The following is a 23,700-nucleotide window of genomic DNA, read 5'->3' as shown; positions in this document are numbered from 1 at the left end:
TCTCTTCGAGCGGGTAAGGCATTGTGTGCCCAGGCGTGGCGATGTGACCTCTGGCAGATGCCGCCGACGCGTGACGGCGGATGATGGCGCTTCCAGACAAGGACGCCTGTATGCCCTCACGATCCTGCGCGGTGGTCCTGCTGACCCTGTTGTCGGTGCTCGGCCCATGGCCTGTGGCCAGGGCACAGGTGCCCGCATCCGTGCCGCCGCCAGCGGAGGCGTCCATCGACCAGGCCATCCAGGCGCAGATGCGCGAGGGCGGCCTGGTCGGCGTGGCGGCCGCGGTGATCGTTGATGGCAAGGTGGCCTGGCGTGGCGCCTATGGCTTTGCCGACCGCGAGACGCAACGGCCGTTCACCACCGCCACGGTGATGAACATCGCCTCCATCAGCAAGACGGTGGTGGGCGCGGCGATGATGCGCGCGCGCGAGGAGGGGCGGCTCGATCTCGACGCCGATATCCAGACCTACCTGCCGTTCCGGGTGCGCAATCCGCGTCATCCGGCCGTGCCGATCACGCTGCGGCAGCTTGCCACCCATACCTCCAGCATCACCGATCGCTGGGAGGTCTATGCCGCCAACTATCATTTCGGCCGCAACGCGCCACAGCCCTTGGGCGACTTCCTCAAGGGCTACTTCACCCCGGGCGGCGCCGACTACGGCCCGGAGAATTTCCTGGATGCGGCGCCGGGCAGCACGCGCGAGTACTCAAACATCGGGGCAGGACTGGCCGGGTACGCCATCGAGTCGGTCACCGGGCAGCCGCTGGAGCGCTATGCGCGGGAGCGCATCTTCGGCCCGCTCGGCATGGACAGCACGCACTGGCACCTGCAGCCCAGCGACCAGCGCCAGGGCGCCACGCTATACCTGTCGCAGGACGGCATCGCCGTGGCGCTGCAGCCCTACACCGTCACTACCTGGCCCGACGGTGGCATCCGCACCTCGGTGGACGACCTGTCCCGGTTCTTCATCGCGCTGCTGCAGGGCGGGCGCGTGGACGAAGTGCGGATCCTGAAGCAGGCCTCGGTCGATGAGATGCTGCGCCTGCAGTTCACCGCCGAGCACAAGCCGGCCAACGTCGACCTGGCGGAAAAAAATTCAGGGCTGTTCTGGCAGACCAAGTTCAACACCCGCTACGTCGGCCACGGCGGCAGCGACCCGGGTCTGAAAACCGAGATGCTGGCTTCGCCGGACCTGCGCACGGGGGTCGTGCTGTTTACCAACACCGCCGGGGCGGACACCGACAAGGCCTATGTGGGCATCCTCAAGCTGCTTTTCGCCCGCGCTGACGCATTGGCCGCAGCCAGGCCCAAGCGATAACGCTACGGGCCGGAACGCCGCACCGGCACGGACGCCGCGGCGCGCATGAGCGCGGGCATGCGAATGATGAGAATCAGGCCGGCCGGGCAAGCGGGGTGAAGCCGTGGTGAGCCCAGACATCGATCGCGAACACGATGTGCAGAGGTCATCCCGCCGTCATCACCGCGCCGTGATCCGGACCGGACCAAGCTGCCTGCGTGCCGATCGGGCACGGCCCCGGGAACGTCCCCATGTTGCATTACGCGGTCGTCTTCTTTGTCATCGCCATCATCGCGGGCCTGCTGGGTTTCAGCGGTATCGCCGGTGCGGCGTCCAACATCGCCTGGATCCTGTTCGTGGTGTTCCTGATCCTGGCGGTGGTCTCGCTGTTCCGACGCGGCAAGGTCTAGCCGCGGGGAATCGGCGCCGCACGGCAGCACACGCTGCCTGCGGCGTCTTCAGGGTCCAGGCGACGCGGCGCGTTCGTCGTTGCCGGATGTGTCCAGCAGGGTCTCGAGCACCAGGCCGAAGCGCGAGCAGTCCCGGGGATCGAGCAGTTCGATGACGTGGACGTGCTGGCTTTGCGTCAGCACACGCAGACGCAGCTCCGGATGCCTCCATTCGTAGGCGATCCGCCCCCAATCCCAATCGTCCGCGGCGGTCCACGGTCCCAGCGCGGCCACCACCCGGTCGACATGCGCACCGTCGAAGTCGCCCGCGCGTGCGATGAAGGCGTTCATCGCACCAAGCAGATGCGTTTCCCGTTGCCGATGGCGCAGTCGGACGCGGTGCTGCAAGGCCTTGGCGACGATCGCCAGCAGCAGAACGAATAGGAAGAGTTTCATCGCCTAGGCCGCGATCGCGATCGAGTGGCGGGCCTGCCGCGGGATCAGGGCTGCAGCAGGCATTGGAAGTAGCCCACGTGTTTGCCGTTGGCCAGTGTGGCCTGGCCGATCTGCGTAAAGCCCTGGCGCTCGTGGAAGGCCACCGAGGCCGGGTTGGGCGGCTCCAGGTTGATCTCGCACACAAGGCGCTCATGGCGCTGCGCCCGTGCCCACTGCTTCAATGCCGCGTAGAGCGCGCCGGCCAGGCCCCGGCCCTGCGCGTGGTCGGCCACCACCACGCGGTCGATGTAGACGAAGCGGTCCAGTCGCGCCGCCAGCCAGGCGAAGTTGGCGTTGTCGTAGCGGGCGTCCTGGTCCAGGGCGACCAGCAGCGCATCGGCCTGCCCACAGGTCTGCGCGAAGCAGGCCATGGCGATGAGCCCGGCGAACGCGTCGGGCTCCTGCCAGGACAAGGCCTGGGCATGCGCATTGTTGAGCGCAAGCAGGGCGGGCAGGTCATCGGCCAGGACATCGCGGAAGCTCGCAGGCGTGCTCATCGGTTCATCCATGCGCGGTACCGCGGGCAGGGGCGATGGCGTGCCTCACGGGTGTTCCAGGGCGGGTGGGACGACAGCATGCCGCATCGGCGCGCGATCTCAAGCGCCCGTATCGCCGCCCTCGAGCGCGGTGTCATGACCTCCGGCCAGGTCCGGCCGGCTGCGGCGACCGGCTAGAATGGCGCTCTATGTCGCCCACGCCCCTCACCCTGCTCAAGCCCCTGGCCGGCCGCGCGCTGGAAGCCGCGCTCAACCGCGCCGTCGCGCTCGATCCGGACACCTACGATGCGCTGGCCGCGCTGGAAGGGCACCGTATCGCCCTGACGCTGGCATCGCCGCCGCTGGCGCTGGAAATCGCCGTGGCCGAGCAGCACCTGCACGTGGGCCCGGTGCGCGAGCACGCCGAGGCCGACCTGTCGGTGCGCGGCACGCTGGGCGGGCTGCTGGCGCAGCTGCCCTTCGCCCGGCCCGAGCGCGCCACCACGGTGGGCAAGCTGCGCATCTCCGGCGATGCCGAGCTGGCGCATCGTTTGCAGACCCTGGCCTCGCGCTTCGACCCGGACTGGGTCAAGCCCTTCACCGACGTGCTGGGCGATGTGGTCGGCGTGCAGGTCGCGCAGGCAGTGCAGGGCGCGCTGCGGCAGGCGCAGCTGCGTGGCGCCGATCTGGCCCGCACCACCGCCGAGTACCTGACCGAGGAATCGCGCGATGTGGTGCCGCGCGCGGAGCTGGCCGCCTTCCACGACGATGTCGATGCGCTGCGCGATGACGTCGAGCGCCTGGCCGCGCGCATCGGGCGCCTGGGCCCGCGCGCATGATGCTGCCCGGCATGAAGAGCGTGCGCGCCGCGCTGCGGGCCAGCAAGATCGGCCGGGTGCTGATCCGCTACCGCCTGGACGCATTGCTGGATGGCACGCCCGCCGAGCCCTGGCTGCGCCTGGCCCGACCCTTCGTGCCGCGCGCCCGCGACGACGTGGCGGCGATGAGCCGCGGCGCGCGCCTGCGCATGGTGCTGCAGGAGCTGGGCCCGATCTTCGTCAAGTTCGGGCAGATCCTGTCCACCCGCCGCGACCTGGTGCCGCCGGACGTGGCCGAGGAGCTGACCCTGCTGCAGGATCGCGTGCAGCCCTTCGACGGCCAGACTGCGCGGCGCATCGTCGAGCAGGCGCTGGGCCGGCCGATCGAGGTCGCCTTCGCCAGCTTCGACACCGCGCCGCTGGCTTCGGCCTCCATCGCCCAGGTGCATGCGGCCACGCTGCACGACGGCCGCCAGGTGGTGGTCAAGGTGCTGCGCCCGACCATTGAGCGCGACATCGCCGGCGACATCGCCCTGCTCAAGTCCGCCGCCGCGGTGGTGGACTATGCGCATCCTTCAGCCGACAAGATCCGTCCCAAGGAAGTGGTGGCCGAGATCGAGACCACCCTGGCCGCCGAGCTGGACCTGCAGCGCGAGGGCGCCAACGCCAGCGTGATGCGCAGGTTCTGGAAGGATTCGGACGACCTGTACGTGCCGGAGATCATCTGGACCCACACCGGCGAGCGCGCGCTGACCATGGAGCGGGTGAGCGGCATCCCCTCCGACGACGTGGCGGCGCTGGACGCGGCCGGCGTGGACCGCAAGGCGCTGGCGGCCAAGGGCGTGCGGGTGTTCTACACCCAGGTGTTCCGCGACAACTTCTTCCACGCCGATGCCCACGCCGGCAACATCTGGGTCGATCCGGACCCGGCGCGCCGGCTCAATCCGCGTTTCATCGCGCTGGATTTCGGCATCACCGGGCAGCTGTCCTCGCGCGACCAGTACTACCTGGCCGAGAACTTCATGGCGATCTTCAACAAGGACTATCGCCGTATCGCCGAACTGCACCTGGAGGCGGGCTGGATGCCGGCTACGGTGCGGATCGACGAGCTGGAAGCGGCCGTGCGCGCGGTGTGCGAGCCGTACTTCACCCGGCCGCTGTCGGAGATCTCGTTGGCCGAGGTGCTGGTCAAGCTGTTCCGCACCGCGCAGAAGTACCAGCTGACGCTGCAGCCGCAGCTGATCCTGCTGCAGAAGACCCTGCTCAACATCGAGGGCGTCGGCCGTCAGCTGGACCCGCAGCTGGACATCTGGGCAGTGGCCAAGCCGGTGCTGCAGCGCATCCTGATCAAGCGCTACAGCCCGCGCCATGCGCTCAATGAACTGCGCAAGCGGCTGCCGGAGATCATGACCCAGGCCCCGGACATGCCGCGGCTGATCCACAGCTGGCTGCGCCAGCAGGTGGAGGGCCAGCACGAGCTGTCCATGCGCTCCAAAGACCTGGCCCAGCTCAACCTCACCCTGGCGCGGATGCAGCGCCGGGTGGTGACGGCCATCGCCGGTGCCGGCCTGCTGGTGGTGGCCTCGGTGCTGCATGCCTTTGGCGTGGGCGGCCCGGTGCTGCTGGGCGTGCCGCTGCTGACCTGGGTCACCGGGAGCATCGGCGTGGTGTCGCTGCTGTCGGCCTGGTTGCGCAAGTAGGCGCAGATGACCCGCTGCGTCCATCGCGGGCCGTGCGTGCGAGGACCATCGAGGGAGACAGGGCGTGGATGACTTGCAGGCGTTGAAGGACGAGCTGGCGCGCTTTGGCGCCGACAACGATGCGGTGCAGACCGCCCGCGGCAAGCGCATGCTCAACATCACCCCCGACACCGGTCAGCTTCTGGCCGTGCTGGTGCATGCCATGCAGGCCCGACAGGTGCTGGAAGTGGGCACCTCCAACGGCTATTCCACCCTGTGGCTGGCCGAGGCGGCCGCGGCCATCGGAGGCCACGTCACCACCCTGGAATACGCGCAGGACAAGGCCGACCTGGCCGCGGCCAACTTCGCCCGGGCCGGACTGCAAGCCAGCATCACCCAGGTGCTGGGCGATGCCGGACGCTGGCTGGAGGACGCCGCCGATGCCAGCGTGGACCTGCTGTTCCTGGACTCGGACCGCGGTGCCTATCTGGACTGGTGGCCGCACCTGCGGCGCGTGCTCAAGCCCGGCGGCGGGCTGATGGTGGTGGACAACGCCACCTCACACGCCCAGGAGATGGCCGGCTTCATGCAAGCCGTGCGTGCGGATGCGGCGTTCCGCTGCAGCGAGGTCCCCGTCGGCAATGGCCAGTTCATGGTCGTGCGCGCAGCGGCCTGAACCGTCCGCTTGCACTGGTCGGGCGCTTAAAACGGTTTTAATCGCGCCCGGCGAACCTGCTGCCATGCCCCTGCTGCTGCGGAGTTCGCCATGTCGCATCGTTCCTGCGTAAAGCCCGGTCCGGCCCCGACCATGACCATGCACGCCGGAGGCCTGGCATGAAGGCGGCCGTCGCACGCCTGCCGCGGCGCCGCGCCACCCTGGCCCTGCCGCTGGTACGCCGGGTGGTGCGAGAGGACCTGCCGCAGCTGATGCAGCTGTGTGCGGAACTGGCCCAGGCGCAGGCGCTGCCGGCGCAGGACGGTCCGCGGCTGGAGCTGCTGGAGGCCCTGTTCGACACCCCGGTGCGGACCTGGGTGTGGGTGGCCGAGCAGCATGGCCAACTAGTGGGCTTCATCGCCGCCAGTGCCGGCCTGGCCTTCCCGCAGCAGCGCTACCACCTGTCCATCGATGCGCTGCACGTCAGCGCGCCCTGGCGCGATGACGGCATCGCCGATGCGCTGCTGACCTTCGCCCGGGCGCGCGCGGCGGAGCTGGACTGCCTGGAACTGCGCGGTCCGCAGCCGGTGCTGGCGCAGCTGCCCGCGCCCGGTCCGCACCCGCCGCTGGTTCGCGTCGGGCAAACGCACGCGCGGCAAAACTGACCCGCGCCGATGTCACCTTCCCCGCGCCGCTGGCGCCGCCGTCTTGCCGTGGCCGCGCTGCTGTCGGCCCTCGCTGGAGTCCTGCTCGTGAATGCCGCCGCCCGTCCCCCTCGCGCCTATCCCGACTCGCCGCAGTTCCATGACGGCGCCTTCCATAACGCGGTGACGCCGAAGGGGCCGCAGGGTGCGGGCGATGTGCTCAAGCTGTGGTGGAAGTTCTTCTTCGGCAAGCGCCCGACCACGCGTCCGGACACGCAGCTGCCGGTGCAGCCGCTGACGCGCGCGGACCTGGAGGCCGCGCCGGACCATCATCTGTGGCGGCTGGGCCATTCCACCGTGCTGATGAAGCTGGACGGCGGCTTCTGGATCACCGACCCGGTGTTCTCCGAGCGCGCCTCGCCGGTGCAGTTTGCCGGGCCCAAGCGCTTCCACGCCCCGGCCATCGCGCTGGACGAGCTGCCGCCGCTGCGCGGGGTCATCCTGTCCCACGACCACTACGACCATCTGGACCGGGCCAGCATCCAGGCCCTGGCCACGCGCGCGCAGGTGTTCCTGACGCCGCTGGGCGTGGGCGACACCCTGGTGCGCTGGGGCGTGGCGCCGGAGCGCGTGATCCAGCTGGACTGGTGGCAGTCCACCCAGGTCGATGGCCTGCATTTCACCGCCACCCCGGCCCAGCATTTCTCCGGGCGCACGCCATTCCGCAAAAACCCGACGCTGTGGGCCTCCTGGGTGGTGCAGACGCCGGCGCTGAAGCTGTTCTTCAGCGGCGACACCGGCTACTTCGAGGGCTTCAAGGCCATCGGGCAGCGGCTGGGGCCCTTCGATGTGACCCTGATGGAGAACGGCGCCTACGACCCGCTGTGGTCGGGCGTGCACATGCTGCCCGAGCAGAGCGTGCAGGCCCACCAGGACCTGCGTGGCGGCTGGATGCTGCCCATCCACAACAGCACCTTCGACCTGGCCTTCCACGACTGGCAGGCACCGATGGAAACCGTGCTGTCCCTGGCCGAGCAGCGCGGGGTGTCGCTGTCCACCCCGCGCATGGGCGAGCCGGTCAACCTGCTGGCCATGCGCCCCTTCGAGCGCTGGTGGAAGCCGCTGGTGCGCACGCACGAGCGTGACGCGGCCGCGGTCGGCAACACGCTCAAGCCATCGGCCGGGGAAAGCGCACGCTGATCCCCAGCCCGCGTCCGTCCAGCCCGGTGTGCGCCTCGATGCGCGCGCCGTGGCTGCGGGCGATGCGCGCCACCAGCGACAGGCCGATGCCGCTGCCGCGCTCGCCGTTGCCATTGCTGCCGCGGAAGAAGCGCTCGAAAATGCGTTCGCGCTCGTCCTCCGGCACGCCGGGCCCGTCGTCGCACACGCGCAGCAGCGTGGACTGGCCGGATTCGTCCGGGCCGCAGCACACGCGGATGCGGCCCCCCTGCCCGGCGTAGCGCACGGCGTTGTCCAGCAGGTTGCGCACCAGCACGCCCAGGTCGTCCAGATCGCCGCGGACCTGGGCCGAGTCGCTCTGGATCGCCACGCTCTGCTGCCGCCGCCCGGCCTGGCCCTCGAATTCGCGCACCACCATCATCACCACGTCGGCCAGTTCCACCGTCGCGTCCTCGCCGCGACGCAGGGAGGCATCCACGCGCGCCGAATCGAGCAGCTGCTGGGCCAGCCTGGTGGTGCGCTCGATGCCGTGGGACAGGTGCTCCAGCGCCTGGCGCGCATCGGCCTGCGTGCCCGCGCGCAGGGCCACGTGGGTCTGGGTCAGCAGCGCGGCCAGCGGCGTGCGCAGTTCGTGCGCGGCATCGGCCAGGAACTGGCGCTCGCCCTGCATCGAGGCCGACAGTCGCTCCAGCAGCTCGTTGATCGAATACACCAGCGGTGCGACCTCGCGCGACAGGCCGGCCACCGGCAAGGGCGTCAGGTCGGTCGGCTCGCGCGCGGCGATCTGCGCGCGCAGGCGCTGCATCGGCCGGAAGCTCCAGTGCACCACCGCGGAGATGGCGATGGCCAGCAACAGCACGATGCCCAGGCCCGAGAGCAGGCTGGTCTTGAGCCAGTGCAGGAACTCGGTGCGCAGTCCAGAGCGCGGCAGGGCCACCTGCACCTGCACGCGGTGGGTCGCATCGCTGACCGCGTAGACGCGCCATTGCTCCTGCTCGGTGGTCAGCAGGCTGTAGCCGGGCCGCATCGACGGCTGGAACGGCGTTCGTGGCGCGCCGGCCGAGTTCACCAGCCCCAGGCCGGTGTCCAGCGCCCACACCTGGAACTGCATCTTGTAGAACTCAGGCCCGTGCTGCGGCGGCAGCGCCTCGTGCTCCAGCTGCAGGCGCGGCTTGCGCCCGGCGTTGCCCACGTCGGCCGGCAGCGACAGCAGGATCTGCTCGCCGACCTCGCGCAGGGACTGGTCCCACTGCGCGTTCTGCTGGTTGCTGACCTGGCTGTACTGGCAGGCCACGGTGATCAGCCAGCCCACCACCAGGCAGCCCATCAGCGCGCCCAGCAGTTTCTTCTTCAGCGAGGGGTGGTAGCCCTCGCAGCGCTCATGCCAGCGGCCAGGGCCGTGCCAGCGCTGGTGCCGATGCCGGTGCCAGCGGTTCATGCCTCGTCTCCGACGCGGTAGCCGTAGCCGTGCTCGGTGACGATGATCTCCTCGCCCAGCTTGCGTCGCAGCTGGTGGATGTACACGGCGATGGTGTTGCTCTCGATGGTGCCGTCGCCGCCGTAGACCAGCGCTTCCAGCGCATCGCGCGCCACCACCCGGCCGCGGCGCTCCATCAACGCCAGCAGCGTGCGGTATTCGTGCACGCCCAGCTTCACCGGCACGCCGGCGCGGCTGACGCTGCGCGCGGCCGGGTCGATGACGATGTCGCGCCACAGCAGCTGCGGCGCCACCCGGCCCTGGCTGCGCCGCACCACCGCCCGCAGGCGCGCGCACAGCTCATCGGTCTGGAAGGGCTTGACCACGTAGTCGTCCGCGCCGGCATCCAGCCCGCGGATGCGGTCGCTGAGCTGGTCGCGCGCGGTCACGATCAGCACCGGGGTGGTGTCGTAGCGCTGGCGCATGGCCGAGAGCACGTCCAGCCCCGAGCCCTGCGGCAGGCCCAGGTCCAGCAGCACCGCCTCGAAGCCATGGTCCACCAGCGCGGTCCGCGCGCTGGCGGCATCGGCCGCGCGGGTCACCTCCCAGCCGTCCTGGACCAATGCGGCGGCCACGGCATCGCCGAGCATGCGGTCGTCTTCGACAAGGAGAAGCTGGGACACGGAAGATCCTGAAGGAAAGCGGCAGGGTGCGAGGGTGCGGCCAAGTCTTTAAAACCGTCTTAAACAAGGCCTGGGCCGCCTGCGCTGCGATAATGCCGCGCTTTGCGCCCGCCGATGCCCGTCATGCCTTCCGATTCCACCCCGCCCGACGCGCTGCCGCCGCTGCAGGTGCTGTACGCCGACCCGCGCTTTGCGGTGATCGACAAGCCCGCCGGACTGATGATGCACGACAGCGCGCTGGCCCGTAGCGAGGACGAGTTCCTGGCCGATCGCCTGCGCGCGCAGTTCGGGCAGGCGATCTTCCTGATCCATCGGCTGGACCGCGCCACCAGCGGCTGCGTGCTGGTCGGCTTCGACCGCGAGGTGGCCGGCTTGCTCGGCAAGGCGCTGATGGCCGGCCAGATCCGCAAGGACTACCTGGCCATCTGCCGCGGCTGGCCGGAGGAGGGCGCCTTCACCGTCGACCACGACCTGGACGGCGGCCCGGGCAAGCCGGTCAAGAAATCGGCGATCACCCACTTCCGGCGCCTGGCCACCGGCGAACTGCCGATTCCTAGCGGCGGCTTTGAGACTTCGCGCTATGCGCTGATGCGCTGCCAGCCGCAGACCGGGCGCTACCGGCAGATCCGCAGGCACCTCAAGCATCTGTCGCATCACCTGATCGGCGATACCAGCCACGGCGATGGCCGCCACAACCGTGCCTTTCGCATGCAGGGCATCCACCGCATGCTGCTGCACGCCTCGCAGCTGGCATTCGCCCATCCAACCACCGGCGAGCGGATGACGGCGATGGCGCCGCTGGACCACGAACTGCGCAAGGCCTTCGACCTGTTCGGTTGGGACCACGACACGCGTTGAGCGGCGGTGCTGCGGCGCGTCAGATCCGCTTTGCCGCGTGGTGCGCTGCAGCGTGCCTGCATGCTGCAGCGCACGCATCGCCATGCTGGGTCCTGAGCAGACTTCCCATTGCACGAATGTCAGCCAATTCCGTGCAATAGACCCCAAGCATTTAGACCAAAGGCGAGCAGTGCGCGCCGTACGGCGCCGTATGATGCACGGACGAAAAACCATGCTGTGGGAGAGGGGGAGCAAGATGATGAACAAGCGCGTGCTGGCAATGGCAGTGGGTGCGGTGTGTGCGGGTGCGAGCGGGCTGGCCTCGGCCGGTGCGCTGGATCGTTCGGGGCAGTCGGTCGCCGCCTTCCTGCGGCCGGGCAACTACGCCGAATACGGCGGTTCGTTCCTGAGCCCGACGGTCGAGGGCGTGGACCGCAACGGCGATGCCACTGGCGATATGGGCAGCAGCTACAGCTTCATTGGCGCGGCGATCAAGCTGCAGCCGACCGAGAAGTTTTCCTTCGGCCTGATCTACGACGAGCCCTTCGGCGCGGCGGCCGAGTACAAGCGCGAAGGCGCCTTCGTCGCCTCGCCGACCGACCCGGTCCTGACCGGCCTGCCGGTGGTGTCCGGCCCCAGCATCGTCTCCGGTGGCCAGCTGGCCGCCTTCGGCCTGAACTCGGGCATCGAAGGCGACACCGAGGTGCAGGTGCGCACCCGCAACCTGTCGGCGCTGGTGGGCTTCCAGCCGACCGAGAACTGGAACATCTACGGCGGCGCGGCCTACCAGCAGATCAAGGGCGATGTGAACCTGCGCGGCGAGACCTACTCGGTCTTCAACGGCTACGACCTGTCCGTGCCCACCACCGGCGAGTGGGGCTGGCTGGCGGGCGTGGCTTACCAGATCCCGGAGATCGCGCTGAAGGTCTCGCTGACCTATCGCTCGGAGATCGACTACGAGATCGACGCCAACGAGTCCATGCCGATGGTCGCCGCGCTGGGCGCCAACAGCGCACAGCTGGGTGGCCTGATCCAGCAGCTGGTGCGGGCCGGCCGCATTCCGCCGGCCACCGGGCAGGCCATCGGCGGCGCGCTGGCCAATCTGCGCGGCGGCTTCACCCCGGGCACCACCGACCTGACCACGCCGCAGTCGGTCAACCTGGACTTCCAGACCGGCATCATGGCCGACACCATCGCCTTCGGTAACGTGCGTTGGGTGCAGTGGTCCAAGTTCTCCGTGCAGCCCTCGGCCTTCGGCCAGCTGTCGCGGGCGGTCGGCCCGCTGGTGGGCCAGCCCAACGGCTTCAACCTGGTGGACTACTCCGAAGACCAGTGGTCGGCCAACCTGGGCCTGGGCCGCAAGCTCGCCCAGACGCTAAGCGGTTCGCTGTCGGTGGGCTGGGACAGCGGCGCCGGCAACCCGGTGACCACGCTGGGCCCGACCGAGGGCTACTGGAACGTCGGCGTGGGCCTGCGCTACAGCCCGACGCCGAACATCGAGATCTCCGGCGGCATGAAGTACTTCTGGCTGGGCGATGCCACCGCCGAGACTGGTGCGCGCAGCTATGCCGGTGAGTTCACCGACAACCATGCGCTGGCCGGTTCGATCAAGTTTGGCTTCCTGTTCTGAGCCACACCTTCGGATGACGGGATCGAAGAAGGCGCCGCAAGGCGCCTTCTTTTTTTGCGCCTCTCCCGACGCAGCGACTCAGGAGCGAAGGTAAGGCGTGGCCTATCGCTGCTTGGCAGGGCAGCGGTCCGTCGGGTGGCAAGCGCACCTTGCCCTGTGGGAGCGGCTTTAGCCGCGAAGAGGCTTTCCCGGAAACACCTCTTCGCGGCTATACCCGCTCCCACAGAAGGCGCGCTAGCCGACGCGCAGCGCGGCCAGGACGAACAGGGCCAGCGTGCAGCCCAGCCCGACGAACCACACCAGACTACGCAAGCCAGCCCTGCCGGCGATGTAGCACAGGCCATGGGCGATGCGCGCCAGGGTGATCGCCAGCATCAGCGCCGTGGCCGTGTGCGCCGGCACGCCGGCCAGCTGTGCCATCAGCAGGCCCGCGGCGATCAGCGGGAAGGCCTCAAAGCCATTGAGATGCGCCGCATGCGCGCGCTGGGCCAGCGGGTTCTGCTGCCTGGCCATCCACTGCCGCGGATCGCGGTTGTCATAGCGCGTGCCGGCCACGGCCTTGGCGGTGGCGACCCACACATACGGCAGCACGCCCAGCACGAGCAGGCACCAGTAAGCGAGGGCATAGGTCATGGCGGATCCTCGTGGAAAGCGGGCAGCTTAACCATGCGCGTGTCCCGCCAGGCGCTGACGACGCTCACTGGACGGCTCATGATCGGCCGCTGCGGCGACGATTCCCGAATGCGGAGACGACACACGCTCTCGACCATCCCTGAAGTCGCTCCCACAAAGCTGTATGCAGCGGGCGAGTGGGAGCGAAGACCAGGTGGCAGTGCGTCGCGGCACGGTGGTCGCCGCAGCGCTTGACCGACCGCCGCGCTCAGGGCTCCTGCGGCTGCATCATGGCATCCCGGGCGGCCTTGAACGGACTGCCGGCGTAGAAGTTGGGCCAGGCGTCGCTGCCGGCCAGCTGGCGGCCCACGCCGTACAGCGCTTCCAGGTCCTGCAGGGTGCCGTCGAGCTTCCAGGCCGCCGGGTCGTACTGATCGGCCGGCGAGTGGTAGCGGTGCTTGCCGTAGTCGGCCGCATAGGCTTCACCGGCGGCCTTGCCGCCTTCGAGCAGGTCATCGCCGCCGTCGGTGTACAGCGCCGGCACGCCGGCCTTGGCGAAATTGAAGTGATCCGAGCGGAAGTAGAAGCCGCTCTGCGGCGAGGATTCCGGGTGCAGGGTGCGGCCCTGGGCGGTGGCGATGGGCTTGAGGATGTCTTCCAGCTCCGAGGCGCCCATGCCCGTCACCGTCATGTCCCGGGTCTTGCCGGCCACGGACATGGCATCGATGTTGATCACCCCGGCGATCTTGTTCAGCGGGAAGGTCGGGTGGGCGACGTAGTACTTGGAGCCAAGCAAGCCCGACTCCTCCAGCGTCACCGCCAGGAACACCACCGACCGCTTGGGCTTGGGGTCCTGGTGGGCAAAGGCATCGGCGATCTCCAGGATGCCGGCGGTGCCGGTGGCGTTGTCCACCGCGCCGTTGTAGATGTTGTCGCCCGGCTCGCCCTCGTGCTTGCCCAGGTGGTCCCAGTGGGCCATGTACAGCACCGCCTCGTCGGGCCGCTCGCTGCCGGGCAGCACGCCGATGACATTGCGCGAGGTCTTCTCGGTGGTCGTGCTCTTCAGGTCGAAGCTGACCGTGGCCTTCAGCGGCACCGGCTTGAACCCGCGCCTGGAGGCGTCCTTGTAGGCCTGGTCCAGGTCCAGCCCGGCGCCGGCGAACAGGGTGCGGGCCTGCGCCTGGGTGATCCAGCCCTGCGCCGGCACGCGCGCATCCGGGTCGTCCTTGGCCGGCAGGTCGTACTGCGGGCCGGACCAGGAGTTCTTCACCACGTCCCAGCCATAGCTGGCGCCGGCATCGTCATGGACGATGATCGCCGCGGCCGCGCCCTTGCGTGCGGCTTCCTCGAACTTGTAGGTCCAGCGGCCGTAGTAGGTCATCTTGCTGCCGTCGAACAGCGTCGCGTCCTGGGTGTGGAAGCCCGGGTCGTTGACGAACATCACCACCGTCTTGCCCTTCCAGTCCTGGCCGGCGTAGTCGTTCCACTGCTGCTCCGGCGCATCCACGCCGTAGCCGACGAACACCAGCTCGCTGTTGTCCACCTTGACCTCGGGCTGGCCGGTGCGCGTGCCCAGCACCATGTCCTGGCCGAACTTGAGCGTGCGCGTCTGCTCGCCCTGCCTGATGGCCAGGGTGGTGTGCTCGTCGGCCGTGGTCTCCACCATGGGCACGTCCTGGGTCCAGCTGCCGTTGTTGCCCGGCTGCAGGCCGATGCGCTGCATCTGCTGGGTCAGGTAGGCCACGGTCTTGTCCTCGCCCACCGAACCGGGGGCGCGGCCCTCGAACTCGTCCGAGGCCAGGGTCTTGACCAGCTCGCCGAAGTCCTCGGCATTGAGCTCGGGCGAGAAGGTGTGGGCCGAGGCAGGGGCCTGGCCCGGCGTGGCGCTGGCGGCCGCCGGATCGGCGGACTCGCGCTTGCACGCCGACAGGGCGGCCATGACGGCCAGGCCGAGCAGCAGGTGTCGTGACATCAGGACATTCCGGTGAAAGAAACCCCGGAGTTTACCCAGGACGACCTTCGGCCCGATGTGCCGAAGGTCGTCTCCCCAGACGTTGGATCAGTCTTTCGGCGCGCTCGGCGTGTCGAACGAAATCGCCGTTGCGCCCGTGATCGCACCGGTCTTGGCGGTGCTGTGCACGTACAGCTTGACCGGCAGTTCGAACTCCAGCGGGCCATCGACCACGGCGTTGGGCCCGATCACCACGCGCGGCAGCTGCGAGCGCTTGCTGGTGTAGGTGTTCTTGGGCTTCTTCAGCCGGACCTTGCCTTTGACATGCGAGCCGACGCCGACGGTGACATTGCTGCTGACGAAGGTGATGTCGCCGTCCACCTCGGTCTGCACCAGGCCGATCTCGCCGCTGACTGCGGTCACATCGCCATCGATCTTGCCGCCGCGGTCGACGAAGATGTTGCCGCTGACGGAGGTGACATCGCCGCCGATGACCGCATCGCGGCCCACGGTGAGGTTGCCGCTGACGGTGGTCAGGTCCTTGGTCCTGACCTTGTCGGCGAGTTTGAGATCGCCGCTGACCGTGGTGGCTTCCTCGATGCCGACGTCCGCGCCGATGGTGACATCGCCGCTGACCGAGTTGACGCTGCCGGCCTGCACGCCGGCATCGACATCGATATCGCCGCTGACCGTGGCCAGCTCGCCGTACTTCTGCCCGGCGGCGGCATGGATATCGCCGGAGATCTTGCTCAGGTCCTGCTGGGCCAGGGCCGGGGTGGCGGCCAGCAGGGCCAGCCACAGGATGGATCGCGGTACGCGCATGGTCTGTCTCTCCACGATGAATGATGGCGGGCGCTGTGCCAGCGACCCTCACCGTCATCGCACCATGCCTGGCTACAATCGGCACCTGCCTGAAGTCACTAGGAAATCCGTCGTGCCCCCAGCCATTGCCCGCCCGGCCTTCGCCTGTGTCCCTTGCGGGCCCGGGGTGGACGGTGGGCGCGCATGGGCGCCAGGCAACGGGGGCATGATCGCCGGATGCGCGTGCTGAGGCCTGGCCGCATGCGCCCGGCGCTGCATCTGCTGCTGCTCACCGCGCTGGCGCTGCCGGCCGCGACAGGGCTGGCGCAGACCACCGGCGAGACCCAGAAGCGCCTGGAGCGCGTGCGCGGCGAGCTCAAGAGCATCAGCGCCGAGCGGCGCAAGCTGGAGGACCAGCGCGGCGATGCCTCGCGCGACCTGCGCCAGGCCGATGCCAAGGTCGCCACCACCAGCCGCGCGCTGAGCGAGACCGAGGCCGCCATCGCCCGCGAGGCCAGCGCCCTGGCCGAGCTGCAGGCGCGCCGCGATGCCATGCGCACGCACCTGGAAGCCCAGCGCAGGCAGCTGGTGGCGCTGGTGCGCGCGGCCTACCAGCAGGGCGAGGACGCGCCGCTGAAGGTGTTGCTGTCGCAGGAACATCTGGGCGATGCCGGTCGGGCCATGGCCTATCACGGCTACCTGCAGCGCGATCACGCCAGGCGCATCGCCGCCCTCACCACGCAGATGCAGGCGCTGACCCAGGTCGAGCAGGAGATCACCGACCGTCGCCAGGCCCTGGCCGCCACCCGCGCCCAGCAGAAGCAGCAGGTCGACGCGCTGCAGCAGGACCGCAAGAGCCGGGCCACGGTGGTGGCCCAGCTGGAGGAGCGCTACAAGGACCGCAGCGAGCGCGAGCAGGCGCTGGGCCGCGATGCCAAGTCGCTGGAAACCCTGCTGGCCAACCTGCGCGCCGCCGCGCGCAAGGCCGAGGCCGAACGCCGTGCCGCCGAGGCCAGGCGCGTGGCCGAAGAGCGCGCCGCCGCCAAGGCCGCGGCCACCGCCAAGGCCGAAGGCAAGCCCGCGCCGCCGCGCCCGGAGCGCAAGGTGCCGCCCACCGTGGCCAGTGCGCCGGCGTTGAAGGTGGGTGGCCTGAGCTGGCCGGTCAGCGGCAACCTGCTGGCCAGGTTCGGCGGGCGCATGCCCGATGGCCGCAGCAGCTCGGGCGTGCTGATCGGCGCCAGCGCCGGAGCCACGGTCACCGCCGTGGCCGAGGGCACGGTGGTGTTCTCCGACTGGATGACCGGCTACGGCAACATCCTGATCATCGACCACGGCAACGGCTACATGAGCCTGTACGCGCACAACGAGGCGCTGCTGCGCGAGGTCGGCGCCACGGTCAAGCGTGGCGAGTCGGTGGCCAAGGTCGGCAGCTCCGGCGGCCAGGGCATGCCGGCGCTGTACTTCGAACTGCGTCGCAACGGCCAGCCGGTGGATCCTTCTTCCTGGCTGCAGCGGCAGTGATCGCGCGCCCCAGGGAATGGCCGATGCGCGGGGGCAACGGGTTTTTCCGCCGCGCTCGCGCATAATCCAGCCTCCCGCGTCGTTTCCCGGAGTGCGTCGAATGCGTCTGTCCTTCTCCCTGCTTCTGCTGCTGGCCGCCACCCCGGCGCTGGCACAGGAACGCGCCGCCGAACCTGCTAGCGGCGACGAGGACACGGTGGCCGCCAGCGACGACCCCAACGCCGCCGAGAACGCGCCCTCCAAGGTGCCGTTGGACGAGATCCGCCGCTACGTGGCCGTGTTCAACGCGGTCAAGGAAGCCTACGTCGAGCCGGTGGACGACAAGAAGCTGATGCAGTCGGCCATCCGCGGCCTGCTGCTGGACCTGGACCCGCACAGTACCTACTTCGACAAGGAGGACGCCGAGGCCTTCGACGAACAGGCCTCCGGCGCCTACGACGGCATCGGCGTGGAACTGCTGGCGCAGCCGGACAACACCTTGCGCGTGGTCGCGCCCATCGACGACACCCCGGCCGCGCGCGCGGGCATCAAGTCCGGCGATGTGATCGTCGCGGTGGACGGCAAGCCGCTGCCCAGCGACGACAGCATGTCGCCGCTGCGTGGCCCGACCGGCAGCCAGGTCAAGTTGACCCTGGTGCGCGAGGGTCGCGAGGGGCCCTTCGATGTCACCGTCACCCGCCAGACCATCCGCGTGGCCAGCGTGCGCTCGCGCCTGCTGGAGCCGGGCTACGGCTACATCCGCATCAGCGCTTTCCAGGCCGATACCGGCGCGACCTTCCAGCAGCAGCTGGACGCGCTGCAGGCCAAGGGCGCGCTCAAGGGGCTGGTGCTGGACCTGCGCAGCAATCCCGGTGGCCTGCTCAATGCCGCCGTGCAGGTCGCCGACGAGCTGCTGGACAAGGGCGTGATCGTCACCACCCGCGGCCGTATTGCGGTGAGCGATTCGGAATTCGACGCCACCCCGGGCGATCGCATGCATGGCAAGCCGGTGGTGGTGCTGGTGGATGCCGGCTCGGCCAGCGCCGCCGAAGTGCTGGCCGGTGCGCTGCGCGACAACGACCGCGCCCGCGTGGTCGGCAGCCGCACCTTCGGCAAGGGCTCGGTGCAGACCGTGCTGCCGCTGGACAACGGCGACTCGGTCAAGCTGACCACCGCGCGTTACTACACGCCCAGCGGCAAGTCGATCCAGGCCAGCGGCATCGTGCCGGACGTGGTGTTTCAGGCCCCGGCCCCGCAGGACAAGCCCGCCAGCATCGCCGACTACAGCGAGGCGACCCTGCCCGGCCACCTGCACGGGGACAACGAGGGCGCCGAGGGCTATACCGCCGGTGACCTGCTCGAGGGCGATGGCTACATCACCTCGGCCCTGAACGAGCTCAAGCAGCCGGGCAGCTATACCAAGGCGCAGGCAGCCAAGGGCGCCAAGGCGGCGAAAGCGCCTACTGGCGCCAAGCCCAAGGCCGCCGCGGACAAGGCAGCGGCCAAGCCTGTGCCGGCGCCCGCCAGGCCGCAGGCCCCGGCCAGCGTGCCGGCGAGCGAGCCTGCCAAGCCAGAAGCGCCGACCCCGCCGCCGGCTGCCGAGTCGGCCAAGCCGAAGCAGCCCTAAAAGCAGAAGCGACTGTGAGAGCGGCCCTAGGCCACCTAGAGCCGCTTCGATAGAGAAACTGTCACCTGCCGGCTGTCCTCGTCGGCCGGGTCCCTGACTTCGATGATCCGCTGCGGCGCATGGCAGCCAACTCACCTGGCATCGCAACGCGACCCTGGCCGGGCTGCTCAGCGCGGCTTGGCAGGCACGGGGAAGGGCGTGACCACCTTCTCGCCACTGATGGCATCGCGAATCGCCGACTGGCCTTTCTTCTCGACTTCCTCGATCCGCACCACGCTCTGCATCGGCAGATGCAGCATGCGGGTGTTGCCGAACTCCTCGCGCAGGCGTTCCTCGGTCGGGTCCACCACCAACCCTTCGTGCAGGTCGAAGACCAGCTCGCCGACCTCGGTGAAGCCCCACATCGTGTTCGATGTGCCGACATGGCGGGCGTAGAGCTCGTAGACCTTGCCGTGGTTGAGGAAGGTCACCTTGTAGAGAATCTTGCTGGACATCGCGGCGATCGATTCGGTGAGGCGAGGAAGCCTCTCATGTCTGGGCGCGGTCCTTCGAACGCAAGTGCCCGCGGCCACCCACTCACTCCTCACTCCTCTCCACTCACTCCTCGATCAGTAGCCCTTGCGCTTGCGCAGCCGCCGCGCGATCGCCGCGCGCACCCACAGCGCGAACACCACGCCGAACAGGAACCCGGCGATGTGCGCCGGCCAGGCCACCGCCCCCAACGCCGGCCCGAAGTAGGCGAAGCCGAACTGCAGCAGCGCCCACATGCCGATCAACAGCGAGGCCGGCGCCTTCACGAACTGCAGGAACAGGCCCAGCGGCAGCACGATGCCCAGGCGCGCATTCGGGAACAGCGCCAGGTAGGCCCCGATCACCGCCGACACCGCGCCGCTGGCGCCGATGATCACCCGGTCCGGGGACTGGATGGCCAGCACCGCGGCCAGGTTGGCCACAGCACCGCCGACGAAGAACAACAGCAGGAAGCGCCATGGCCCCATGCTGCGTTCGGCCGGCAGGCCGAAGATCAGCAGGAACACCAGGTTGCCCAGCAGGTGCGCCCAATCCGCATGCAGCAGCAGCGCGGTGAACAGCCGCAGCACGGTCCCGTCGTGCAGGCTGGCCGCCCAGGCCTGCGGCGAATCCAGGCCCCCGGACAGCGCGCCCCAGGCGATCACCAGATCGCGATAGGCGTTGTTCGGCCGGGTCACCGCCCACAGGTAGGCGGCCAGCAGCGAGGCCAGCAGCAGCGGCGTGGCCCAGCGCCAATGCGCTTTGCGACGGGAGGGAATGGCGACGAACATCGGCATGGACTGTAATGGCGGGACCGCGCGAACGACATGGCGCGCCGGGAAAGAGGCAGACAGGCCCGACAAAGTCGGGGCGAATGTTACCGATTTGTTAGAAATGCCCGATATACTTGCATACGGCGTCGTATGTCGGGAGGGGTTCCGGCAGGTGGTCAGGATGACTCCACCGACGCGTTGATGCACACCACAACAATCCGGAGCGCGACACGTCATGCAGAATCTTTCTACTTTCGCCCGTCTTTCCGCCCTGAGCTTGGGCATTGTCGGCGCCCTGGCCGCAGGCCACGCCCACGCCGCCGCCTTCCAGCTCAAGGAAAACAGCGCCAAGGGCCTGGGCCGCGCCTTCGCTGGCTCCGGCAGCGCGCCGGACGATGCCTCGATCATCGCCGTGAACCCGGCAGGCATGCGCCAGCTCGACGGCCGCGTGTTCCAGGCCGACGTCAGCGCCATCCAGTTCTCCGCCAAGTTCCAGGGCAGTGGCACCTACGCCAGCGGCGGGCCGATGTCCGGCGGCAACGGCGGCGACGCCGGCATGATCGCGCCGGTGCCGGCGATGTATTTCCATCTGCCCTTCGGCGCAGACGACAACATGCACTTCGGTACCTCGCTGACCGTGCCGTTCGGCTTCAAGACCGAATACGACCGCGACTGGGTCGGCCGCTACAACGGCGTCAAGACCGAGCTGCAGGCGGTGGACCTGAACTTCGCCTTCTCCTACGACGTCAACCCGTACGTGTCCTTCGGCGCGTCGGTGTTCGCCGAGCGCCTGGACATCGACCTGACCAACGCCATCGACTTCGGCACCCTGCTGGCCGCGCGTCGCGTGCCGGGCTTCGCCCCGGGCAGCGCCGATGGCTTCTCGCGCATCAAGGGCGACAACACCGAGGTCGGCTTCACTCTCGGCGGCTTGTTCAGTGTCGATGAGAATACCCACATCGGCTTCAGCTACCGCTCGCAGGTCGAGCACAAGATCACCGGCGGCGACGCCAGGTTCACCGTGCCGGGCAATGCCGCCACCGTGCTGGGCGTGGCCGCGCCGGGCACCTTCGTCGATACCGAGGGCCGGGCCACGGTCAAGCTGCCGGCCAGCGCTACGGCCAGCTTCACCCACAACATCAACGACCAGTGGTCGGTGATGGCCGACGTCACCCGCACGGCCTGGAGCAAGTTCGACAAGGTCACCGTCGACTTCGCTTCCAATCAACCCGACAGCGTGCTCGACTTCTCCTACCGCGACACCACCTTCGTTTCGCTGGGCACCGACTACCGCATGAGCGACACGCTGACCCTGCGTGGCGGCCTGGCCTACGACCAGACCCCGACCACCGACGAGCATCGCGATGTGCGCGTGCCGGACGCGACCCGCAAGTGGGTCTCGCTGGGCCTGAGCTGGAGGCCGTCCGAGCAGGCCGAGTACAACCTCGGCTACACGCACCTGTTCACCAGCGACCCGGCCGTGGCCACCACCAGCGCCACCGGTAACCGCCTGGTCGGCGACTACGAGGTCAGCGGCAACGTGCTGGCCGCCTCGGTGCACTACAAGTTCTGATCCGGCATCGCGTTGGCGATGTTCAAAAGCCCTGCTTCGGCAGGGCTTTTTTCTTGGTTCTCCGCTGGCGCCTGGCTGGCAGGTCCGCACCCCAGGGCAATCCGCAAGCAGCGATCGGCGAGCGTTGTTGGGCGCACGCAGGTCGAGCCGTGATGACCCGAAGGACGGTCCTGGTGCGCTGGCTTCGCCAAGCAGCCTGGCCCTGAGTCGGGCATGGCTCCTCGGCTCGGTCAGCCATCCCTGGCTGACTCGCCGCCGCGGGCCATCCTGGCCCGCTTTCCGCCATGCCCGACTCAGGTCCAGGCTCGGCAGCGGATGGGTTTCCATTCTCCAAACGAAAGGCTTCCGGCCTGGGACGTGCTGCAGAGCCGTAGGGTGGATGACGCTTCTCCATCCACCATCGCCGCCGGTGCCAAGGAGCCCGACCCGTGCAGCAGCGGCTCTACCGCCGTGGCGGCGGCAAGCGAGGCCTGCCAGCCTTCGCTGCACCTCACCCAGTTGCATGACGCCGCTGCCGGAAAACGCCACAAGACAGGCTCAACCTTTGGTCGACCCCGTTGCAATGTGTTGCCGAAGCCCTTGATTTCAGGCGCGTTTTAGCTGCGGCGCAGCATTTTTTCAGCTTGCCGCCCATGTGAAAGCGGGACTACCATCGAAACGGTCTTCGCGGGCTGGGTGCCTGGCAGCGTCGGCATGATTGAAGTGGCTCCACTCCCTTCGGGCGGGGCGGGCGCGCGACTGACGCTGCGACCTCCCCGGGCATTGTCCGCACGGCAGTTCGTGCTGCTGTTCGGCGTGCTGTGCGGTGCCATGTGGCTGGTGGCGGGACTGGGGTGGTGGACCGGCAACGTGTTCGCCCCCGTGTTCGCGCTGCTGCACAGCACGCTGCTGGGGCTGTCCCTGCGCTGGCTGTGGCGGGAGGGTGAGCGCGACGAGGTCATCGCCGTGGCACCCGATGCGGTTGAGGTCAGGCGGTCCCGGTTGCCTGCGGCGGTGTTCCGCGCGCATCCCTACTGGGTCCGGCTGAATGTGGGTGGACAAGGTGAATGGATTTCGCTGTCCTCCAGCGGCAGGCGGGTCGAAGTCGGCGCTTTTCTCGGGCCGGCCGAACGCCAGGTGCTGGCGGGACAGTTGCAGGATCTCCTGGCGGCCGTGGCAGGCCGCGACCGATGACGCGTTGAGGGTCTAGGCAAATGCGGCGAGCGATGGGGTGGGGCAGGCGTTGGATGATGGCCATGGCGGCGATGAGCGCGCCGATGCTGGCCGTGGCACAGGCGGCCGATCCCAAGGAGTGGCAGCTCAACATGGGCCGCGGGGTGACCCATACCGCGCGCATGGCCTACGAGGCGCACATGGTGGCGCTGTGGGTCTGCGTGATCATCGGCCTGATCGTGTTCGGCGCGATGGGCTATGCGATGTTCAAGTTCCGCAAGTCCAAGGGCGCGGTCGCCGCGACCTTCTCGCACAACACCACCGCCGAGATCATCTGGACGGTGATCCCGGTGATCATCCTGGTGGTCATGGCCTGGCCGGCCACGGCCAAGCTGATCGCCATGTACGACACCCGCGAGTCGGAGATGACGGTCAAGGTCACCGGCTACCAATGGATGTGGAAGTACGAATACCTGGGCGAGGACGTCTCGCTGACCAGCCGCCTGGACCGCGAATCGGACCGCATCCGCCAGAGCGGCCAGCGCCCGGACGCGGCGGCCAACCCGCATTACCTGCTGGACGTGGACAACGCACTGGTCCTGCCGGTGGACACCAAGATCCGCTTCGTGATCACCGCCGATGACGTCATCCACTCCTGGTGGGTGCCGGCGCTGGGCTGGAAGCAGGATGCGATCCCCGGCCTGATCAACGAGGCCTGGACCAACATCGAGCAGCCCGGCATCTACCGCGGCCAGTGCGCCGAGCTGTGCGGCAAGGACCATGGCTTCATGCCGATCGTGGTGCGCGCCGTGCCCAAGGCCGAATACCAGCAGTGGCTGGCCTCGCGCAAACCCGCGCCGGCCGAGGCCGCGCCTGCACCCGCGCCTGCCGAAGCCGCGCCGGCCGCGCCCGAGGGCCAGCCGGCCGAAACTCCCGCCGCCGAAGCCGCGCCCGCGCCCGCGCAGGCCTGACCGCTTCCACGCTCGCTGCTCTTTCGAGGA

General features: G+C 69.0%; 23 protein-coding genes. 14 read left to right on the top strand and 9 right to left on the bottom strand.

The annotated features are described in order from the left end of the window. Positions 1-110: 110 nt before the first annotated feature. Positions 111-1,319: a serine hydrolase domain-containing protein gene (locus EPA99_RS17945; protein ID WP_164978700.1), complete on the top strand. Its 1,209-nt coding sequence runs from the start codon at positions 111-113 to the stop codon at positions 1,317-1,319. A gap of 230 nt (positions 1,320-1,549) precedes the next feature. After that, a complete protein-coding gene (locus EPA99_RS17940; protein WP_129472630.1) occupies positions 1,550-1,708 on the top strand; it encodes a DUF1328 domain-containing protein in 159 nt (52 codons plus the stop codon). A 48-nt stretch (positions 1,709-1,756) separates the two neighbouring features. On the opposite strand, the gene EPA99_RS17935 is transcribed toward EPA99_RS17940, so the two are convergent. After that, positions 1,757-2,143 carry a hypothetical protein gene (locus tag EPA99_RS17935; protein ID WP_129472629.1) on the bottom strand — a complete coding sequence of 129 codons (387 nt, stop codon included), beginning with the start codon at positions 2,141-2,143 and terminating at the stop codon, positions 1,757-1,759. A gap of 44 nt (positions 2,144-2,187) precedes the next feature. After that, positions 2,188-2,679: a GNAT family N-acetyltransferase gene (locus EPA99_RS17930; RefSeq protein ID WP_129472628.1), complete on the bottom strand. Its 492-nt coding sequence runs from the start codon at positions 2,677-2,679 to the stop codon at positions 2,188-2,190. A 188-nt stretch (positions 2,680-2,867) separates the two neighbouring features. Between EPA99_RS17930 and EPA99_RS17925 the strand changes: the two genes are divergently transcribed. The 5 genes from EPA99_RS17925 (at position 2,868) to EPA99_RS17905 (ending at position 7,654) form a co-directional block, all read left to right on the top strand. After that, on the top strand, positions 2,868-3,497 hold the full coding sequence (locus tag EPA99_RS17925; protein WP_129472627.1) for a ubiquinone biosynthesis accessory factor UbiJ: 630 nt from the start codon (positions 2,868-2,870) through the stop codon (positions 3,495-3,497). A 20-nt stretch (positions 3,498-3,517) separates the two neighbouring features. Beyond that, on the top strand, positions 3,518-5,176 hold the full coding sequence (ubiB, locus tag EPA99_RS17920) for a ubiquinone biosynthesis regulatory protein kinase UbiB (RefSeq protein ID WP_129472641.1): 1,659 nt from the start codon (positions 3,518-3,520) through the stop codon (positions 5,174-5,176). Positions 5,177-5,240: 64 nt separating this feature from the next. Continuing rightward, the gene (locus EPA99_RS17915) at positions 5,241-5,831 is read left to right on the top strand and encodes an O-methyltransferase (protein WP_129472626.1); all 591 of its coding nucleotides are present in this window, start codon (positions 5,241-5,243) and stop codon (positions 5,829-5,831) included. Between the two features lie 158 nt (positions 5,832-5,989). Next, positions 5,990-6,475: a GNAT family N-acetyltransferase gene (locus EPA99_RS17910; protein WP_129472625.1), complete on the top strand. Its 486-nt coding sequence runs from the start codon at positions 5,990-5,992 to the stop codon at positions 6,473-6,475. A gap of 9 nt (positions 6,476-6,484) precedes the next feature. After that, a complete protein-coding gene (locus EPA99_RS17905; protein ID WP_129472624.1) occupies positions 6,485-7,654 on the top strand; it encodes an MBL fold metallo-hydrolase in 1,170 nt (389 codons plus the stop codon). Here EPA99_RS17905 and EPA99_RS17900 read toward each other — a convergent pair. Continuing rightward, entirely contained in the window at positions 7,623-9,071 is a 1,449-nt protein-coding gene (locus EPA99_RS17900; protein WP_129472623.1) for a sensor histidine kinase, read from the bottom strand. The two genes, EPA99_RS17905 and EPA99_RS17900, sit on opposite strands and share 32 nt — an antisense overlap. After that, positions 9,068-9,733, bottom strand: coding sequence for a response regulator transcription factor (locus tag EPA99_RS17895; protein ID WP_129472622.1), 666 nt, complete (start codon positions 9,731-9,733; stop codon positions 9,068-9,070). Before EPA99_RS17895 ends, EPA99_RS17900 begins: the two co-directional genes overlap by 4 nt. A gap of 123 nt (positions 9,734-9,856) precedes the next feature. On the opposite strand from EPA99_RS17895, the gene EPA99_RS17890 reads away from it, so the two are divergent. Together EPA99_RS17890 and EPA99_RS17885 are read left to right on the top strand one after the other, a co-directional pair. Next, positions 9,857-10,591: a pseudouridine synthase gene (locus EPA99_RS17890; RefSeq protein ID WP_129472621.1), complete on the top strand. Its 735-nt coding sequence runs from the start codon at positions 9,857-9,859 to the stop codon at positions 10,589-10,591. A gap of 238 nt (positions 10,592-10,829) precedes the next feature. After that, positions 10,830-12,200 carry an outer membrane protein transport protein gene (locus EPA99_RS17885; RefSeq protein WP_129472620.1) on the top strand — a complete coding sequence of 457 codons (1,371 nt, stop codon included), beginning with the start codon at positions 10,830-10,832 and terminating at the stop codon, positions 12,198-12,200. Positions 12,201-12,434: 234 nt separating this feature from the next. Here the strand turns inward: EPA99_RS17885 and EPA99_RS17880 are convergent, their stop codons facing one another. The 3 genes from EPA99_RS17880 to EPA99_RS17870 form a co-directional block, all read right to left on the bottom strand. After that, positions 12,435-12,833, bottom strand: coding sequence for an MAPEG family protein (locus tag EPA99_RS17880; RefSeq protein ID WP_129472619.1), 399 nt, complete (start codon positions 12,831-12,833; stop codon positions 12,435-12,437). A gap of 247 nt (positions 12,834-13,080) precedes the next feature. Next, entirely contained in the window at positions 13,081-14,784 is a 1,704-nt protein-coding gene (locus tag EPA99_RS17875; RefSeq protein WP_129472618.1) for a M28 family metallopeptidase, read from the bottom strand. A gap of 87 nt (positions 14,785-14,871) precedes the next feature. Next, on the bottom strand, positions 14,872-15,585 hold the full coding sequence (locus EPA99_RS17870; RefSeq protein WP_129472617.1) for a DUF4097 family beta strand repeat-containing protein: 714 nt from the start codon (positions 15,583-15,585) through the stop codon (positions 14,872-14,874). 216 nt (positions 15,586-15,801) lie between these two features. On the opposite strand from EPA99_RS17870, the gene EPA99_RS17865 reads away from it, so the two are divergent. Both EPA99_RS17865 and EPA99_RS17860 read left to right on the top strand, forming a co-directional pair. After that, positions 15,802-17,085 carry a murein hydrolase activator EnvC family protein gene (locus EPA99_RS17865; RefSeq protein ID WP_129472616.1) on the top strand — a complete coding sequence of 428 codons (1,284 nt, stop codon included), beginning with the start codon at positions 15,802-15,804 and terminating at the stop codon, positions 17,083-17,085. A 91-nt stretch (positions 17,086-17,176) separates the two neighbouring features. Continuing rightward, the gene (locus EPA99_RS17860; protein ID WP_129472615.1) at positions 17,177-18,691 is read left to right on the top strand and encodes a S41 family peptidase; all 1,515 of its coding nucleotides are present in this window, start codon (positions 17,177-17,179) and stop codon (positions 18,689-18,691) included. 167 nt (positions 18,692-18,858) lie between these two features. Here the strand turns inward: EPA99_RS17860 and EPA99_RS17855 are convergent, their stop codons facing one another. Beyond that, entirely contained in the window at positions 18,859-19,185 is a 327-nt protein-coding gene (locus tag EPA99_RS17855) for a DUF1820 family protein (RefSeq protein WP_129472614.1), read from the bottom strand. Positions 19,186-19,299: 114 nt separating this feature from the next. Continuing rightward, positions 19,300-19,992: a rhomboid family intramembrane serine protease gene (locus EPA99_RS17850; protein WP_129472640.1), complete on the bottom strand. Its 693-nt coding sequence runs from the start codon at positions 19,990-19,992 to the stop codon at positions 19,300-19,302. A 217-nt stretch (positions 19,993-20,209) separates the two neighbouring features. On the opposite strand from EPA99_RS17850, the gene EPA99_RS17845 reads away from it, so the two are divergent. The 3 genes from EPA99_RS17845 (at position 20,210) to coxB (ending at position 23,670) form a co-directional block, all read left to right on the top strand. Then, a complete protein-coding gene (locus EPA99_RS17845) occupies positions 20,210-21,547 on the top strand; it encodes an outer membrane protein transport protein (RefSeq protein WP_129472613.1) in 1,338 nt (445 codons plus the stop codon). A 693-nt stretch (positions 21,548-22,240) separates the two neighbouring features. Then, a complete protein-coding gene (locus EPA99_RS17840; protein ID WP_129472612.1) occupies positions 22,241-22,720 on the top strand; it encodes a DUF2244 domain-containing protein in 480 nt (159 codons plus the stop codon). Between the two features lie 32 nt (positions 22,721-22,752). Continuing rightward, positions 22,753-23,670, top strand: coding sequence for a cytochrome c oxidase subunit II (gene coxB / locus EPA99_RS17835; protein WP_425479241.1), 918 nt, complete (start codon positions 22,753-22,755; stop codon positions 23,668-23,670). Positions 23,671-23,700 lie beyond the last annotated feature (30 nt).

Origin of the sequence: Pseudoxanthomonas composti (assembly GCF_004122095.1) — a bacterium.
GTDB classification, from domain to species: Bacteria; Pseudomonadota; Gammaproteobacteria; order Xanthomonadales; family Xanthomonadaceae; genus Pseudoxanthomonas_A; species Pseudoxanthomonas_A composti.
This window is presented reverse-complemented; position numbering and strand designations above follow the sequence as displayed.